The organism is Dietzia cercidiphylli (assembly GCF_039531545.1).
Lineage (GTDB): Bacteria > Actinomycetota > Actinomycetes > Mycobacteriales > Mycobacteriaceae > Dietzia > Dietzia natronolimnaea.
The window spans coordinates 514,527-530,232 of record NZ_BAAAQG010000003.1 but is presented as its reverse complement, the minus strand read 5'-3'; the positions used below and the strand labels follow the sequence as shown (position 1 = coordinate 530,232).

At 71.3% G+C, this 15,706-nt stretch carries 16 protein-coding genes and 1 tRNA gene; 3 read left to right on the top strand and 14 right to left on the bottom strand.

The features are described 5' to 3' along the window. Positions 1-19 precede the first annotated feature (19 nt). The gene (locus ABD250_RS04285) at positions 20-1,234 is read left to right on the top strand and encodes an aminodeoxychorismate synthase component I (protein WP_182658992.1); all 1,215 of its coding nucleotides are present in this window, start codon (positions 20-22) and stop codon (positions 1,232-1,234) included. Positions 1,235-1,273: 39 nt separating this feature from the next. Here ABD250_RS04285 and rsmI read toward each other — a convergent pair whose 3' ends face one another. After that, complete coding sequence (rsmI, locus tag ABD250_RS04280; protein WP_182658991.1) at positions 1,274-2,113, bottom strand: 16S rRNA (cytidine(1402)-2'-O)-methyltransferase; 840 nt, start codon at positions 2,111-2,113, stop codon at positions 1,274-1,276. Between the two features lie 143 nt (positions 2,114-2,256). Here rsmI and ABD250_RS04275 point away from each other — a divergent pair, with 143 nt between their 5' ends. Then, positions 2,257-3,768, top strand: a complete 1,512-nt coding sequence (locus ABD250_RS04275) for a phospholipid carrier-dependent glycosyltransferase (RefSeq protein WP_182658990.1) — start codon at positions 2,257-2,259, stop codon at positions 3,766-3,768. 45 nt (positions 3,769-3,813) lie between these two features. On the opposite strand, the gene ABD250_RS04270 is transcribed toward ABD250_RS04275, so the two are convergent. The 10 genes from ABD250_RS04270 to ABD250_RS04225 all read right to left on the bottom strand — a co-directional run bounded on the left by ABD250_RS04270 (position 3,814) and on the right by ABD250_RS04225 (position 10,467). Next, complete coding sequence (locus ABD250_RS04270) at positions 3,814-4,212, bottom strand: DoxX family protein (protein WP_179525822.1); 399 nt, start codon at positions 4,210-4,212, stop codon at positions 3,814-3,816. Between the two features lie 5 nt (positions 4,213-4,217). Continuing rightward, positions 4,218-5,081, bottom strand: coding sequence for an SDR family oxidoreductase (locus ABD250_RS04265; RefSeq protein WP_179525823.1), 864 nt, complete (start codon positions 5,079-5,081; stop codon positions 4,218-4,220). A 97-nt stretch (positions 5,082-5,178) separates the two neighbouring features. After that, positions 5,179-6,390, bottom strand: coding sequence for an NADH:flavin oxidoreductase (locus ABD250_RS04260; RefSeq protein WP_182658989.1), 1,212 nt, complete (start codon positions 6,388-6,390; stop codon positions 5,179-5,181). A gap of 116 nt (positions 6,391-6,506) precedes the next feature. Continuing rightward, positions 6,507-6,947 (bottom strand): hypothetical protein, encoded by a 441-nt coding sequence (locus ABD250_RS04255; RefSeq protein WP_259847965.1) that lies wholly within the window; start codon positions 6,945-6,947, stop codon positions 6,507-6,509. 115 nt (positions 6,948-7,062) lie between these two features. Continuing rightward, positions 7,063-7,353, bottom strand: a complete 291-nt coding sequence (locus ABD250_RS04250) for an Rdx family protein (protein WP_182615351.1) — start codon at positions 7,351-7,353, stop codon at positions 7,063-7,065. A gap of 34 nt (positions 7,354-7,387) precedes the next feature. After that, positions 7,388-8,908 (bottom strand): MFS transporter, encoded by a 1,521-nt coding sequence (locus ABD250_RS04245; protein WP_182610615.1) that lies wholly within the window; start codon positions 8,906-8,908, stop codon positions 7,388-7,390. Between the two features lie 79 nt (positions 8,909-8,987). Beyond that, positions 8,988-9,305 (bottom strand): DMT family transporter, encoded by a 318-nt coding sequence (locus tag ABD250_RS04240; protein WP_179525828.1) that lies wholly within the window; start codon positions 9,303-9,305, stop codon positions 8,988-8,990. After that, positions 9,305-9,667: a DMT family transporter gene (locus ABD250_RS04235; protein ID WP_182610614.1), complete on the bottom strand. Its 363-nt coding sequence runs from the start codon at positions 9,665-9,667 to the stop codon at positions 9,305-9,307. The genes ABD250_RS04240 and ABD250_RS04235 overlap by 1 nt, the downstream gene beginning before the upstream one ends. Positions 9,668-9,738: 71 nt before the next feature. Next, positions 9,739-9,811, bottom strand: a tRNA-Ala gene (locus ABD250_RS04230). Positions 9,812-9,909: 98 nt separating this feature from the next. Beyond that, positions 9,910-10,467, bottom strand: a complete 558-nt coding sequence (locus ABD250_RS04225) for a cupin domain-containing protein (protein WP_182641318.1) — start codon at positions 10,465-10,467, stop codon at positions 9,910-9,912. A 66-nt stretch (positions 10,468-10,533) separates the two neighbouring features. Here ABD250_RS04225 and ABD250_RS04220 point away from each other — a divergent pair, with 66 nt between their 5' ends. Further along, on the top strand, positions 10,534-12,255 hold the full coding sequence (locus tag ABD250_RS04220; protein ID WP_344390808.1) for an FAD-dependent oxidoreductase: 1,722 nt from the start codon (positions 10,534-10,536) through the stop codon (positions 12,253-12,255). A gap of 75 nt (positions 12,256-12,330) precedes the next feature. Here ABD250_RS04220 and sepX read toward each other — a convergent pair whose 3' ends face one another. The 3 genes from sepX to glp all read right to left on the bottom strand — a co-directional run bounded on the left by sepX (position 12,331) and on the right by glp (position 15,586). Further along, on the bottom strand, positions 12,331-13,542 hold the full coding sequence (sepX, locus tag ABD250_RS04215) for a divisome protein SepX/GlpR (protein WP_179525832.1): 1,212 nt from the start codon (positions 13,540-13,542) through the stop codon (positions 12,331-12,333). A 120-nt stretch (positions 13,543-13,662) separates the two neighbouring features. Further along, positions 13,663-14,322 carry a GNAT family N-acetyltransferase gene (locus ABD250_RS04210; RefSeq protein WP_344390805.1) on the bottom strand — a complete coding sequence of 220 codons (660 nt, stop codon included), beginning with the start codon at positions 14,320-14,322 and terminating at the stop codon, positions 13,663-13,665. A 4-nt stretch (positions 14,323-14,326) separates the two neighbouring features. Beyond that, positions 14,327-15,586: a molybdotransferase-like divisome protein Glp gene (glp, locus tag ABD250_RS04205; RefSeq protein ID WP_179525834.1), complete on the bottom strand. Its 1,260-nt coding sequence runs from the start codon at positions 15,584-15,586 to the stop codon at positions 14,327-14,329. Positions 15,587-15,706 lie beyond the last annotated feature (120 nt).

Here is a 15,706-nt window from a genome sequence, read left to right as displayed (position 1 = left end):
TGCGTGTAAGCATGAACGGGTGCGCGAGCGTCTGATACCCGTCCCGGAGCTGCTCCGTGCGCTGCGGGAACGGGCGCGGTCACACGGCCTGGCGCCCCCTGCCGCCTTCCTCGGCGACTGGCGGGATCGCCGCGCCGTGGTGGTCCCGTCGGTCGACCTCCGGCCCGTGTCGCAGGAGTCGGCGTTCGAGGAGAGCGACCACCTCGTCGTCGTCTACCGGTCCTTCCCCGACACCGTGCCCGGCGCCGCCCCACCGCTCCCGGCCGCGGTGCGCGGCGAGGCCTCCGGGTGGCTCACCCTCGACGCCGACGGCCGGTGGACACGCCACGGCGACGCCCCCGACCCGGCGCAGGTGGTCCGCGACCACGGTGCCGCCCGACGTGACGGCCGCCAGGACGACGACAACAACGACAACAACGACAACCCTGCCGACCACTTCCCGGACTGGGCCGCGCCGGACCGCGGGGCGCACCGCTCGGCCGTGACGGACTGTCTCGAGTCGATCCGCGCGGGCGAGGTCTACCAGGCCTGTCTGAGCACGCGACTGCACGGCAGGCTCCGCGCGGACCCGCTCGAGACCTTCCTCGCGATCGCCGGCCACTCCCCCGCCGCACGCTCGGCGTATCTCGAGGGACCCTGGGGCGCCGTCCTCGGGTTCTCGCCCGAGGAGTACCTGGTGCGCCGCGGCGATCAGGTGCGGTCCAGCCCCATCAAGGGCACGCTGGCGGCGGACCTGGACCCGGCGCTCTTGCTGGGGTCCGCGAAGGACATCGCGGAGAACATCATGATCGTGGACCTGGTCCGCAACGACCTCGGGCGCGTGGCCGACGTCGGGTCGGTGACCGTGACCGACCTGCTCGCCATCCGCCCGGCGCCCGGCGTGCACCACCTGGTCTCCACCGTCACCGCCCGCACGACCGCGGACAACGCGGCGCTGGTGGAGGCCACCTTCCCCCCGGCCTCGGTGACGGGGACGCCGAAGGCACGGGCCCGCGAGCTGATCGCCGGGTGGGAACCGCGGTCGCGGGGCCTGCACTGCGGGGCGTACGGCCTCGCCCTGGGCCGGGACCTCGAGCTCGCGGTGGCCATCCGCACCCTCGAGGCCACCCCCGACGGGCGCGTCGAGTTGGGCGTGGGCGGCGGCATCACCATCGACTCGGACCCCGACGCCGAGTGGGACGAGTGCGTACACAAGGCCGCGTTCACCTGGGGCGGTGGACCGGTGCCCTGGTAGTCGGCAGCGCGCGACGTGGTGGTCAGCCCCGCGAGGTGCTCAGCCCCGCGAGTCGACGACCGCCTGGTAGAGCTCCCGCTTGGTCAGTGACGAGCCCTCGGCGACGGCCGCGCAGGCGTCCTTGAGCCGCTCTCCCGCCTCGACCCGCTCCTCCACGATCTCGACCAGGTCCTCGGTCGTGGCGGTCGAGTCCTCGGCGTCCGCCCCCTCGATCACCACCACGATCTCCCCGCGCACCCCGTCGGCGGTCCGCTCGGCCAGCTCGCCGAGCGTGCCCCGCAGGACCTCCTCGTACATCTTGGTGAGCTCACGGCACACCGCCGCGCGCCGACCGGCGCCCAGCACCTCCGCCGCCTCGGCGAGAGTGTCCCCGAGGCGGTGGGGCGACTCGAAGAACACGCACGTGCGCTCCTCCGCAGCAAGCCGGGCCAGCCAGGTGCGGCGACGACCAGCTCGGCGCGGGGGGAAGCCGTCGAAACAGAACCGGTCCACGGGCAGGCCGCTGAGCACCAGTGCCGTGGTGACGGCCGACGGGCCGGGAAGACAGGTCACCGGGAGCCCGGCCTCGATACACGCGGTGACCAGCGAATACCCCGGGTCCGACACCGCGGGCATCCCGGCGTCGGTCACCACGGCCACCACGTCACCGGCGCGGACCCGGTCCATCAGCTGGGGCACGCGGCCCGTCTCGTTGTGCTCGTAGAAGCTCATGACCCGGCCGGGGACCGTCACCCCGAGCGCCGTGGCGAGCCCGCGCAGACGCCGGGTGTCCTCGGCGGCCACGACGTCGGCGGTGGCGAGCAGGTCCTTCAGCCGGGAGGAGGCGTCGCCCGGATTCCCTATGGGGGTGGCCGCCAACACGACACGTCCGGACGTCATGCGCTCCACCCTATCCCCGGTCGCCCCCGTCCCCGGTCGCCGATGTCCGCGCCCGCGTCTCGCCAGAGTCTCGTCCGCGTCTCGCCCGCGTCCTGCCCTGCCCGTGTCCCCGGTCCCGGGAAGGCCACCATTATGCTCGCGGTGTGACCTCGACCCCAGGCGTGCGATCCCCGGGCCGCCCGCTCCCGGATCCGGACACCGGGCCGGTCGACACCCCCCGCGACTGGATCGCCACCGGCGTCATCCTGGTCCTGGCCTTCCTCTCGCGCTTCTGGGGCCTGACCTCCGCCACGGACGAGGGCACCCCGGTCTTCGACGAGAAGCACTACGCGCCGCAGTCGTTCAGCATCGCGCAGCTGGGGATCGAGGAGAACCCGGCCTACGGACTGGTGGTCCACCCGCCCGTCGCCAAGCAGATCGAGTCGCTGGGCGGACTGCTCTTCGGCTACACCCCACTGGGCTGGCGGTTCACCGCCGCGATCTGCGGCGTGCTCGTGGTGCTCATGGTCATGCGGATCACCAGGCGGCTGACCCGATCCACGCAACTCGGCCTGGTCGCGGGCCTGCTGCTGTGTCTGGACGGGGTCACCTTCGTGACCTCCCGCATCGGCATGCTCGACATCTACCAGGTCCTGTTCGTCACTGCCGCCGCCGGTGCCCTGCTCGTCGACCGCGACCAGATGCGCGGCCGGATGCACCGCGCCGCGCTCGCCGGCCGGCTCCACCTGTCGGACTTCGGACCGCGACTGGGCTTCCGCTGGTGGCGGTTCACCGCCGGCGTCATGCTCGGGCTGGCCCTGGGCGTCAAGTGGTCGGGCCTGTACTTCATCGCGTTCTTCGGCCTCATGACGGTGGCCTGGGACTGGGCGTTGCGCAGTCGCTACGGGGTGCGGCGACCGCTGGCGGGCACGCTGCTCCGGGATGCCGTCCCGGCCTTCGTCACCCTGGTCATCTGGCCCGCCCTGATCCACATGTTCACCTGGCTCCCGTGGTTCGCCGGTGAGAACTCGGTGTACCGGCACGCGGTGGGGTCAAAGGTCGACGACAACTGGCTGCCCGACTCACTCCAGTCGTGGCTGTATTACCAGTCGTCCGTGCTCGACTTCCACTCCTCGCTCACCACCTCGGCGGGCAACCTACACCCGTGGGAGTCCAAGCCGTGGACCTGGCCGATGAGCCTGCGGCCGATGCTCTATTACGTCGAGCAGGGCGAGGACGTGACCGGCTGCGGTCAGGACTCCTGCGTCCGCGCCATCATGCTCCTCGGCACGCCCGCGATCTGGTGGCTCGCGATCCCGGTGCTCGGCTGGGCGTTCTGGCGGGCCGTCATCTGCCGCGACGGCCGGTACGCGTTCCCGCTCGTCGGCTACATGGCCGGCTATCTGCCGTGGTTCTTCCAGCACGACCGCCAGATGTACTTCTTCTACGCCTCGGTGATGGTGCCGTTCTTCGTGATGATGGTCGCGCTGGTGCTGGGCGAGATCGCCGGCAGGTCCACCGACTCGCCACGGCGCAAGACGATCGGCCGGGCGATCGTGTGCCTCTATCTGGGGCTCGTGGTGGCCAACTTCCTCTACATGCTGCCCATCCTGTCGGGGATGCCCATCACCTCGACGGAATGGAACCAGCAGCTCTGGCTGCCGTCCTGGCGTTAGCCTCGACTCGCCCCGCCGTGCCGCCCACCGCGAGCGACGCCGGCCCTACCCGCCCAGCGCCCGGTCGATGCTGAACCGGCCCGCCCCGACCGCCGCGATGAGCAACACGCCCACCCCGAGTGCCACCACGAGCTCCCAGCCGTTCTGGGTGACGAAGGGCCCGTTGGTGGCGTGGACGAAATACAGGGCTCCCGCCATGTCCACCGCCAGCAGGATCCCGGCCAGCGGCGTGAGGATGCCCGCGATGAGTGCGATCCCCGCGATCAACTCGACCCCGGCGACGACCGCGGCGGTCACCTCCGGCTGCGGGATCCCGTACCCGGCGAACTGCTCGCCCACCCGGCTCAACCCCAGCGTGAAGAACTTCTGCCACCCGTGGGCCACGAACACCGCCCCGAGCCCGAGCCGGGCCAGCAGGATGGCGGCGTCGTTGAGGGTCTCCATCCCCCTCACGGGAGGATTCCCTCTCCGGCCTTGTTGATGCGACGGCTCAGGAGTCGCATCGCGAGTGTGTAGAGCGGCGGAGCGAACTTCTGGGCGGCGAACCCCAGTCGGATGTCCGGCGAGGTGTAGACGATGTAGCGCCCCTTGCGTACGCCCTCGAGTGTCTTCTCGGCCGCGACCTCCGGGGTGACGGCGTGGCGTCTGAACTGGTCCACGGTCTTGGCGACCTGCGGGTTCGAACGGTCCACGCCCGCGATCTCGACGGTCTCCACCAACGGGGTGTCCACCCCGCCGGGACACACCAGGTGCACGCCGATCCCGTACGGCGCCAGGTCGAAGCGGAGCACCTCGGCGATGCCACGGATGCCGAACTTGGCGGCGCTGTACGCGGCGTGCCACGGCAGACCCAGCAGACCGGCGGCGGACGAGACCATGACGAGCGCGGCGGGTCGCTTCGCCGCCATCATCGCCGGGACGAACGCCTCGATCACGTGGATGGTGCCCATGAGGTTGACCTCGACCATGGACCGCCAGACGCGGTGTTCGAGCAGGTCGGGCCGCCCCCATGCCGAGTTGCCCGCGACGTGGAAGATCGCGTGCGGGGCGCCGTGCGCGGCGATCGTGCTCTCGCCGAACCCCATCACCGCCTCGTGCTCGGTGATGTCCACGGTCTCGGAGCCCAGCACCGCGCCACCCGCGTCCCGGCAGGCCTGTGCCGCCGTCTGCAACCCGGCGGCGTCGCGGTCCGTCAGCACCAGCCGCGCGCCCTCGCCCGCCAGCCGGATCGCCACGGCGCGGCCGATCCCGCTGGCCGCTCCGGTGACCACGCAGGTCTTGCCACGGTAGTCGGTGATCCGTCGCCTCGACATGTGCTCCCCTTCCGGCCCGGGTCGCTCGAGCGGGCCTCCTGGGGTCCCACCGTAGCGGCCCGCCGGTGTCAGGAAGGTGGCCTGACGCCGGTCGGGGTCAGCCGCGCGCCGGGACGGGCGGAACGTGGTCGCGCAACACGCAGCGGCTCCCGCTGTAGATCGTGGCCATGCAGCGGTTGCAGTGCACGCACAGGGACCGACGACGATCATCGGCCCTCAGCTTGTTGGGCAGGTCCGGCTCACGCAGGAGGCCGCGCCCCATGGCCACGAACTCGAATCCCGCGCTCATCGCCTTGTCGATCGACGGTCGGTCGACGATCCCCCCGAGCAGCATCATGGGCATACTCACGGCCTCGCGGATCTGGCGGGCGTCGTCGAGCATGTAGGCGTCCGTGTAGGGGTACTCCTTGAACATCCTGGGTCCGACGACCTTCATGCCCAACTTGATGACCGTCGGCTGGGTGGCGGCGAACTCGTGCAGCGGCGCGTCGCCCTTGAACAGGTAGATGGGGTTGAGCAGGGAGCTGCCCACGGTCATCACCAGGGCGTCCGCCGAGCCGTCCTCCTCGATCCACCTGGCCACCTGCACGGCCTCGTCGATCCAGAATCCGCCGGGCACGCCGTCGTCCATGTTGAGCTTGATGGTCACGGCGATCCGGTCGCCCATCGCGTCGCGGATGGCGCGGCCGATGCGGCGGGCGAACCGAGCACGGTTCTCGAGGGACCCGCCGTAGGAGTCCTTGCGCTTGTTCAACTTGGGGCTGAGGAACTCGCTCACCAGGTAGTTGTGCCCGAAGTGCACCTCGATGGCGTCGAACCCGGCCTCCGCCGCCCCACGGGCCGCTCGGACGTGGTCCTCCACGATACGATCGATATCCGCCTCGGTGCAGGCCCTGGTCAGGGACATTCCCGTGGGGGCCGGGATGCGGGACGGCCCCATCGCCGGCATCTTGTTGGAGGCGGAATTGGCCACCGCCCCCGCATGGCCGACCTGCGCCGAGACGGCCGCGCCCTCGGCGTGCACCGTGTCGGTGAGCTTGCGCAGCATGCCGCCGTCGTCCATGCCCCAGTGATACTGGTGCCGGTCGGTCCGACCCTCGGGCGAGGTGGCCAGGTAGGCGACCGTCGTCATGCCGACGCCGCCGCGGGCGTACTCGGCGTGGAACTCGATGAGCTCGTCGGTGACCCGGCCCTCGGGGCAGCGGCCCTCGAACGTCGCGGCCTTGACGATGCGATTGCGCAGCGTCACCTCTCCGATCTTCGCCGGGCTGAAGACATCGGGGACGGGGCTACCTGGTGCGAGGGTCATAGGCGAACTATAACGCGTTCCAATCCAGTGATCACGTGCTTTGGCCAGCACTTTTGCACTGAGTGCAATTGGCTCACCTGTCTCCGTGCCCGTCTTGCGAGCGCGCGCCGGCCCGCTCAGCCCTGGGGGGTGAGCGACGTCGCGTCGATCCCCGCGAGCGCCTGATCCACCAGGTCGGCCGCCGAGTCCGTGGGTACCACCCTCTCCAGGGCACTCCCCACCCCCGGGACGCCACCGACGAGCGCGGAGACCGAACCGTTGGTGTCTCCGGCGAGCAGGTGGTCGATCGACCTGCCCAGCGCCGGTGCGACCGAGCAGACCGCGCTGGTCGGCAGTCCGGCCCCGGCGAGGTTGGCCACGCTACCGACGTTGCAGACCGCGGTGGCCGTGGAACCGACCGGCCCGCTGGTCGACCCCGGAAGCGAACCGGTGACGGAACCGAGCTGCGCGTTCGCGGTCCCGGCGCCCGCGAGGAGGGTTACGGCGGCCACGCCGCACACGGTGAGAAGTCTTCCGGACATGTCGCTCTCCCTGGGGTCGTCGAGGGCGGCGCTCACCGCCTGCACCTCAGCACATCAGAGTTCGCTTACCTCAAAGTGGACTTTGCGTGGATTACGGGTGCGTCCACGACGAACGGGCGCCCCGCGGATCCGCCAGGGACGACCCCTGTGGCTAGTCGGTGGGCTCGACCCGGTCGGCGTGACCGAGCGACCTCCCCGGAGCGACGAGATCTCTGACAGCCCGCTTCAGTTCGGTGATCTCGGGGAATCCGCCATCCCTCTTGCGGTTCCAGACCTGCTCGTCGCCGACATCGATCCGGAACGTGCCGCCGGTGGCAGGCACGAGCGCGATCTCGCCGATCTCGCTCTCGAAAGTCTGGAGAAGCTCGCCCGCGTACCACTGGGCGCGGAGCATCCACCGGCACTGCGTACAGAAGGTGATGGCGATCCGGGGAGACGGCATACCGCCCACAGTGCCACAGGTGGACTGACCGGTATCAGCGCTGGGCGGGCTCCGCCTGCTCCGGATGCTCCTCGTACATCGAGTCGATCTCCTCGACGCTCCTGCCGGTGGTCTCGATGCGGAACAGCCACGTGATGAGAGCCCCGAGCAGGGATGTCCCCACCAGGATCGCCAGGACTGCGCTGGTTCCCCAGGCGACCAGAAGGATCGGGAACAGGAACGAGGTCAGCACCGCACCCGACTTGGCGATGGACGCCGCCATGCCGGCACCCGTCCCGCGCAGTGCGGTCGGGAACACCTCCCCCGCCACCACATAGGTCATCGAGTTGGGCCCGAGGTTGGTCATGAACTGGAACAGGATGAAACCGGCAAAGACGAGCACCGTCTGCACCGACCCGTGGGCGAGGGTGGACGACGCGGCGATCGCCAGCCCGGTCGCGCAGCCGAGGAACCCCAGCATCTGCAACCGCATTCGACCCCACCGGTTGACCAACACGATGGCGACCAGGATGCCCACCAGGAGGAAGACGTCGATGAGGGCGGCCCCCTTGGCGCCGAGCAGATCCTTGTGGATGATGGCCGACGACGAGGACCCGCTACTGGCGACGTTCCCGAGCGTGGTCGCGATGATCGTCGGCGTGAAGATGCCGATGCCGTAGGTGCTCAGATCCTGGAGGAACCACGGCACCGATGCCAGGATGGTCGACCGACGCCACGGGGCCGCGAACAGCGCGCGGACGTCCTTGGTCTCCGCCTCGTCCGCGCCCCGGTCTGCCGAGAGTGTCACGACCGAGGGGTACTGCGGCGTGCGGTCGAGGAGCTTTCTGAGTTCGACCTCGGCCTCCGCGTGGCGACCGACGTTCGCGAGCCAGTGCGGGCTCTGGACGATGAACAACCGGCCGACGGCGACGAGTGCCGCCGGCACCACGACGACGCCGAACATCAGCCGCCAGGAGTCGAGCGAGTCGGTGGTGCTGAGGATCGCGACACCGACCAGGGTCCCCGCCACGGCCCCTACCGCCTGGAACGCGAACGCCGACAGCACCAGTCTTCCGCGGCCGGCGGTGGACTGCGTCTCGGAGATCATCGCGTGCGCGGTCGGGTAGTCGCACCCCAGAGCGGTGCCCATCCCGAACAGGCACACCAGGAACACGGCGAACCCGGGCGCCACGGTGGCGCCGAGCAGGAACACGGTGAACAGCACCATCTCGATGAGGAACATCTGTCTGCGGCCGAACCGGTCCGAGAGCCCACCGAGCGCGGTGGCGCCGACCATGATCCCGGCCAGAGGCGCCGCGGTGAGGAGACCGGTCTCCACGGCAGAGAGGGACCAATAGGCGGTGATCAGGGGCAGCGCCACCCCGATGAGGAACACGATCAGCCCCTCGAAGAACTTCCCCGCCGAGGCGAGCCACCAGATCCTGCCCTGCATGCTCGTCATGCCGCCGGCGACCGCGGGGGTGCCGTCCCGCCAGCGGGGGGTCTCGTCGATGAATCGCTGAACCGTCGAGGGGGTCCCCGGTTCGTCGTCGCCCTCGGACGCGGGTATCGCCATGACGCAGAACATTACTCAGGCGCGTCCGCGCGAATCGTGGTGGTAATGAACCCCGTGTTAACGATCGGGGCCACTGCCCTCAGACGCCCGCGCCCAGCTCCACGAGCAACACCCCGCCGGCGATCAGGACGATCCCCGCACCCATCAACGGCGTGAGGGGTTCGCGGAAGAGCAGCCGGCTCAGGACCGCGGCCAGAGCCACGCCGGCGGCCGTCCAGATCCCGTAGGCGACCCCCAGCGGCATCCCCTCGGCCAGCGTCAGGGAGAGGAAGACGAAGGCCACCAGGTAGCCGGGCACGACGGCGGCGTACCACCGCGCGTTGTCGACGGCCATCCGGAGCGAGAGCGTCGCGGCGAGCTCGAAGGAGATCGCGACGGCGAGATAGGCCCAGGCCATCAGCCGGCCCCCTCGGCGCGTGACCGGGCGCGCTGGGATCCCAGTTCGACGCACAACACCCCGGCGATGATCACCGCGATGCCCGCGATCATCAGCGGGGTCAGCGGCTCGTGGTAGATCAGGGACGACAGGCCCGCCGTCAGGGCGACGCCGGAGGCCCCCCAGATGCCGTACGCCACCCCGAGCGGCACGCCCGCCCGCAGGGTGAGGGCCAGGAAGGCGAACGCGCCCACGTACCCGACGGCCACCATCGCGTAGAGCGCGGGCGTGGTGAGCGCCCCCTTCAGTGAGAGCGAGCCCGCCACCTCGAGGGCGATCGCCGCGGCGAGGAACAGCCACTTGCCGCCCACATCGGTGTTCATCGGTCGCCGTTCCTCCAGCAAATGACGGATGTCCCAGGCCATCTGACTCGATGGTCCGGGACATCTCTCCGTGGAGCTAAGGGGAATCGAACCCCTGACCTTCTCGATGCGAACGAGACGCGCTACCAACTGCGCTATAGCCCCCCGGCACCCTCGCGGGCGACGGTGCCGCCCTCTCGAGCAGCGAGGGATACCTTACCAGCACGTCCGGGCGACCGACCAAACCGGGAGGCCGGGAGGCCTCATGAGCTCGCGGTGTGCGTGTGCATCCGCACCCCGTCGTCGTTGAAGATGCTGATCACCTGCGCCGGCCGCGCCCCGGCGGCCGACAGACTGTGCGGGATCTTGGTGTCGAACTCCGCTGCCTCACCCCGGGTCAGGATCAGCTCCTGGTCGCCCAGGACCAGGCGTAACCTGCCGGACAGGACGTAGAACCACTCGTAGCCGTCGTGGACCCGGGGTTCGGGCGCGGCACTCGCCGGCGGGTAGGTGATCTTGTAGGTGCCCACCGATGACCCCTCGGGAGCCAGGGGCGCGATCACCATCCCGTCCCGGTGGATCACCGGACGCCGCACCCTGGGGTCCACGGTCGACGGCGCCACCAGATCGTCGAGGCTGATCCCCAACTGGCGGGTGAGCGGCAGGAGCAGCTCGAGGCTGGCCTGTCTTTTGCCCGATTCGAGACGGGAGAGCGTGCTGGCCGACATGTCCGCGCGCTCGGCCAACTCGTCCAGGGTCCAGCCCTTGCTGTGGCGGTACGCCCGCAATCGCGTCCCGACCTGCCTGAGTTCCTCCGTCACACGCAACTCCTTGCCAATAGTGCAAATCTCCTTGCAGTTTACGCACACCAGGCGTGAACTGTTGTCATGCACACGAACAAGGACATCGAGGAACACTGGGACGCCATCGTGATCGGCGGCGGGGCCGCGGGGCTGTCGGCGGCGCTGATGCTGGGCCGGGCGCGCCGCCGCGTGCTCGTCGTCGACGCCGGCGAACCGCGCAACCGCTTCGCCGCACACATGCACGGCGTCCTCGGCCACGAGGGGATGGATCCGCTCGAGCTGCTCCGCCGGGGCCGCGAGGAGCTCCGCGAGTACGACGTCACGGTGCGGACGGGGTCCGTGACCGTGGTCCGCGACAGCGGGGTCGACAGTGGGGTCGACAGTGGGGGCAGTGGGGGGAACGACGTGGCCGGGGCCGGCCTGACCGTCGAGTTCGCCGACGCGGCGCCCGCGACGGCACGCGCCCTGGTCGTCGCGCCCGGACAGACCGACGAGCTGCCGGACATCCCCGGCCTGCAGGAGTTCTGGGGCACGAGCGTCCTCCACTGCCCCTACTGCCACGGTTGGGAGGTCCGCGGCCGCAGGATCGCGGTGCTGGGCACCACGGCCATGTCAGCGCATCAGGCGCAACTCGTCCGCCAGTGGACGGACGACCTGGTGTTCCTCACCGCGGGTAGCGGCGCACCCGATGCCGACGTGGCCACCCGACTGCGGGCCCGCGGCGTGCGGCTCGAGGAGACTCCCGTCGACCGGGTCCTGACCGAGAACGGTCGACTGGGCGGCGTCCGTCTGGAGGACGGACGGGAGATCGCACTCGACGCGATCTTCGCCGCACCGACGGCGCGGCCGCACGACCGGTTCCTCGACGGGCTCGACCTGGAGCGGACCACCACCCCGATGGGCACGGCCCTGGCGGTGGATCAGTTCGGCGCGACGACCCATCCGCGCATCTGGGCGGCGGGCAACGTCGCCAGCCCGGGCGCGACCGTGCCCGTGTCCATGGCCGCGGGGTCGATGGCCGGCGGGATGGTCAACATGATGCTGGTCAACGAGGACTTCGACCGCGCGGTCGCTGCCTCACCCGCCTCGGGCTCATCGGTCTCGAGCGGTGCGCCGGACTCGACCGGCACTCCCGCCGAGCACTGGGAGGGCGAGTACGCGGACGACGGTCCCCGGTGGTCGGGGGCGGTCAACGCCACGACCGCAGCCGTGGTCGACGCGCTCCCGGTCGGATCCGCGCTCGACCTGGGCTGCGGCGAGGGCGGTGACGCGGTCTGGTTGGCGGAGCGGGGGTGGGACGTCACCGCGGTGGACCTGTCCCCCACGGCGGTCTCCCGGGGAGCGGAGGCGGCGGCCGCCCGAGGCGTGGCCGACCGGATCGACTGGGTCGCCCACGACCTGACCACCTGGACCACCGCCGAGCGCGTCGACCTCGTCACGGCCAGCTTCTTCCACTCCCCCGTCGAGCTGTCCCGCACGCGGATACTCCGACGCGCCGCCGAGTGGGTCCGGCCCGGCGGTCACCTGCTCCTGGTCTCCCACGTCTTCGAGTCGGAGGCGGACATCCCGCCGTGGGCGAACCGTCCGGGTGGCGGGGGTCATTCAGGACACGGCGAGAACTCTGGCCACGGCGCCGCCCACCCCGTCCTGCCGACGCCCGCCGAGGACGTGGCCGAGCTGGCCCTGGACCCGGCGACGTGGGAGGTCGTCCTGGAGGAGATCCGCCCCCGCGAGGCGGTCGGCCCCGACGGTGTCCAGACGGCCACGCTCAAGGACGGCGTCGTGCTGTACCGCAGACGGCCCTGACCACCGAGCCCCGGAAGCCGAGACCCTGACTCCGAGCCCCTGCTCGACGAGGACGCCGGGAGGCGCGAGCGGAGGTCAGCCGACCGCGCGCCGCAGCGGCTCGCGGTGCGCGGTCCGGTGATCCGGCCGGTGGGGCTGGCGACCGGGGTCGGTCTCCTGCTCGAGGTCGAAGGTGTCCAGCATGTCGAAGGCCGGGTCCTCGTCGTCGACCTCCAACACCACCGCACCGGGCCTGCGCAACCGGGGCGGCACCACGGAGAGCTCGTCGTCCTCACGGGACTCCACGCCGAGGCGCGCGCGACGCATGCGCTCCACGCGACGACGACGCAGGCTCTCCTCGAGGCGGACCTGGCGGCGCAGGTAGGTCATATAGGAGGCGAGGAGCAGAACCGCGCCACCGGCGAACCACCAGACGGCGGGAACGGTCACCAGCGCGGCGATCACGGCCACCACCGCCAGTGCCACCAGAATCAGAGCGGTCCGCTGCCGCGCGTGGGCGCGCTGCTCGGCGGCCTGACGATCGGCCATGGGATCGTACGCACCGCGGCCACGCCTGCGTTCCGCGAAGTCGAGGTCCGCGTCGGTGAGCTCCACCTCGGGCTCGGCCGGACGCCGGCGGCCACGGTGGACCAACACGGCCTCGGCATCGATCCCCGCCGCGTCCTCGGCGTGGTCGGCGCGCGAGGAGGTCCGCTCCCCCGCGGGGGTCTCGACCAACTCGCCGTCGACGACGTTCGGCCGACGCGTCTCGTCCACCTGACCGACGACAGCGGCGCCACCCGTGGCGACGTGGGTGGCGCCGACCCCGGCCGACGCGGCGGTCCCGGATCTGTCCGCCACGACGACCGCGGGGATCTCCGTGGTGACCTCTTCCGCGGTGGTGTCGTCCCCGGACGCGGCGTCACCGGACCCCGGGTGGCCGGTCCCCGGGTTCCGACGCTCCTCCATGACCCGCCGCACGGCCTCACCGCGCCTGCCGGCGGCCTCGCGGCGCAGGGTCTGCTCCAGCAGATGACCCCACGTGTCGGTGTCGAGCAGTTCGGCGTCGGTGGCGCCCGACCCGGAGGGCAGACCGAAGAGCGTCTCCTCGGACTCCACCCGGACCGGGTCACCGGAGGCGCGCCCACGGCTGGGCACCAGACGGCCCGATCCGCCGGAGTACAGGGTGCGGGTCTGGGCCAGGGCGTCACCGGTGCGGCGGATGGGGTTGCGCGAGCGGATGAGCATCGGCGCGAGGACGAACAGCCAGACCACCACCAGCAGGATGATCAGCAGTGAGCTCGACATCGATCAGGCCTCCTCGAGCGTCTACCCCGACACGGGACGTCGTGGTGAGGTCCCAACCGTAACGGCGTCCGGGCCCCGCCCCGTGGCGACGCGCCGCAGGTCACGATGCTCAGGACATACTCAGACGCGCCGGGCGACACCCGAGGCCACCAGGGCGGCCACGGCGCCCCGGCCGTGCTCCTCCCGGGTGCGTGCGACCAGGAGGTGATCGCGCCACTCCCCGTCCACGTGGAGATACCGCCGCAGCAGGCCCTCCTCGCGGAAACCACACCGCTCCAACACCACGCGGCTGGCCGTGTTCTCCGGCCGGACCGTCGCGTCGATCCGGTGCAGGGCACCCGGCCCCAGCGCGTGATCCATGCCCAGGGCGAGGGCCGCCGTGGCCACCCCGCCCCCGCCGAAGCGTCGTCCCACCCAGTAGCCGATCCAGCCCGAGTGCAGCGCGCCGCGCACGATCCCGCCCACGGTCAGCTGTCCGCAGAACCGGCCGTCCACCTCGATGGCGGCGGGCAGGGAGGCCCCGGCGCGGGCGTGACGCCTGAGCTGGGAGTGGATGCCGGGCCATGCGCGGGCCGTGTTGTTATCCCGCCACTCGCCGTCGACGGTCGGCTCCCACGGCTCGAGGTGGTCGCGCTCGCCGAGTCTCAGCGCGGACCAGTCGTGGCCGTCGCGGCGCCGCACCGGGCGGAGCGTGACCACCCCGCCGCGCACGCGGAGCGGGCCGGCCTCGAGGGGCCACCCGGGGTGGGCCACGGCGTCGGACGCGAGGACGTTCCACATGGTTTCAGCCGCGCTGGGCGAGGAACATCACGTCCACCTCGTCGCCCGCCCGGACCGCGGAGACGTCGGGGTCGATCACCACGAGGCAGTTCGCCTCCGCGAGCGACGCCAGCAGATGCGTGGACGACCCCTGCGCGCCGCCGAGGGCCCGCACCAGGTACTCGCCGGTGTCGGTGTCCCGCATGAGCTGACCGCGCAGGTAGCCGCGCCTGCCCTCCACCGAGGAGATGGGGGCGACGGTGCGGGCGCGGACCGTCCGGCGCATCGGCTGACGCTTGCCCAGCGCGATGCGGATCAGAGGCCGGACCATGATCTCGAAGACGACGAGTGCGCTCACCGGATTGGACGGCAACAGGAAGGTGGGGACCTCGTCGCGGCCCAGCCGCCCGAAGCCCTGGACGGATCCTGGATGCATGGCCACGCGGTTGACCTCGATCTGTCCGAGCTCCTCCATGACCTGGCGGATCCGCGTGGTGGCCTCACCGCCGGCCGCGCCGGAGACCACCACGAGCTCGCTGCGGACGAGCTGCCCCTCGAGGACCTCGCGCAGCCGGGACGGTTCGGTGCTGGCGATCCCCACCCGGTGGACGTCCGCCCCGGCATCGCGGCCCGCCGCGGTGAGGGCGTAGGAGTTGACGTCGTAGACCTGGCCGGTGCCGGGGTTGCCGTCGACGTCGAGCAGTTCGTCACCGACCGAGATCACGGACATGCGCGGCTTGGGGTGGACCAGCACCTTGGCCCGCCCCACGGAGGCGAGCAGGCCCACCTGCGCCGGACCGATGATGGCCCCCGCGCGCACCGCGACGTCGCCCGGCTGCACGTCGTCGCCCACGCGGCGGACGTAGTCACCGCTGCCCACGCCGCGGGTCGGGGTGATGCGCTGGCCCTCGGCCACGGCCCAGCCGACCGGGAGGACCGCATCGGCCAGGGTCGGCAGCGGCGCCCCGGTGTCGACGCGGACGACCTGGCCGGGCTGCAGACGGGTCGGTTGACGGGATCCCGCGGTGATCCTCCCCACGACGGGCAGTCCGGCGGGCCCGCCGGAGGCGTCCCCGGCGTCATCGACCGGGCCGCCGACCCGGATGTCGACACTGCGGACCGCGTACCCGTCGATCGCGGACTGGTCGAACGAGGGCAACGGGCGCTCGGCCACCACCTCCTCGGCACACAGCAGGCCCTGCGCCTCCGAGATCGACACGCGTACCGGTCTCGGGGCGACCGCGGCCGCCGTCACCAGTGCGAGCTGTTCCTCGACGGAGCGCACCAGGTGTCCCCTTCCCGTACGAAAGTCGCTGACCGTGCGGCGGTGTCACGCCACAGCGGGCGGACCGACCACCGGGTCCCTGTGGGAGAGGGTAGCGCCCGGACGGCGCCATTCCGCGGC

Excerpts from the sequence above, each read along its gene's own strand:
- rsmI (WP_182658991.1), bottom strand. The coding sequence starts at position 2,113 with ATGACGTCCGGACGTGTCGTGTTGGCGGCCACCCCCATAGGGAATCCG.
- ABD250_RS04270 (WP_179525822.1), bottom strand. The coding sequence starts at position 4,212 with ATGGAGACCCTCAACGACGCCGCCATCCTGCTGGCCCGGCTCGGGCTC.
- ABD250_RS04265 (WP_179525823.1), bottom strand. The coding sequence starts at position 5,081 with ATGTCGAGGCGACGGATCACCGACTACCGTGGCAAGACCTGCGTGGTC.
- ABD250_RS04260 (WP_182658989.1), bottom strand. The coding sequence starts at position 6,390 with ATGACCCTCGCACCAGGTAGCCCCGTCCCCGATGTCTTCAGCCCGGCG.
- ABD250_RS04250 (WP_182615351.1), bottom strand. The coding sequence starts at position 7,353 with ATGCCGTCTCCCCGGATCGCCATCACCTTCTGTACGCAGTGCCGGTGG.
- ABD250_RS04245 (WP_182610615.1), bottom strand. The coding sequence starts at position 8,908 with ATGGCGATACCCGCGTCCGAGGGCGACGACGAACCGGGGACCCCCTCG.
- ABD250_RS04240 (WP_179525828.1), bottom strand. The coding sequence starts at position 9,305 with ATGGCCTGGGCCTATCTCGCCGTCGCGATCTCCTTCGAGCTCGCCGCG.
- ABD250_RS04235 (WP_182610614.1), bottom strand. The coding sequence starts at position 9,667 with ATGAACACCGATGTGGGCGGCAAGTGGCTGTTCCTCGCCGCGGCGATC.
- ABD250_RS04220 (WP_344390808.1), top strand. The coding sequence starts at position 10,534 with ATGCACACGAACAAGGACATCGAGGAACACTGGGACGCCATCGTGATC.
- sepX (WP_179525832.1), bottom strand. The coding sequence starts at position 13,542 with ATGTCGAGCTCACTGCTGATCATCCTGCTGGTGGTGGTCTGGCTGTTC.
- ABD250_RS04210 (WP_344390805.1), bottom strand. The coding sequence starts at position 14,322 with ATGTGGAACGTCCTCGCGTCCGACGCCGTGGCCCACCCCGGGTGGCCC.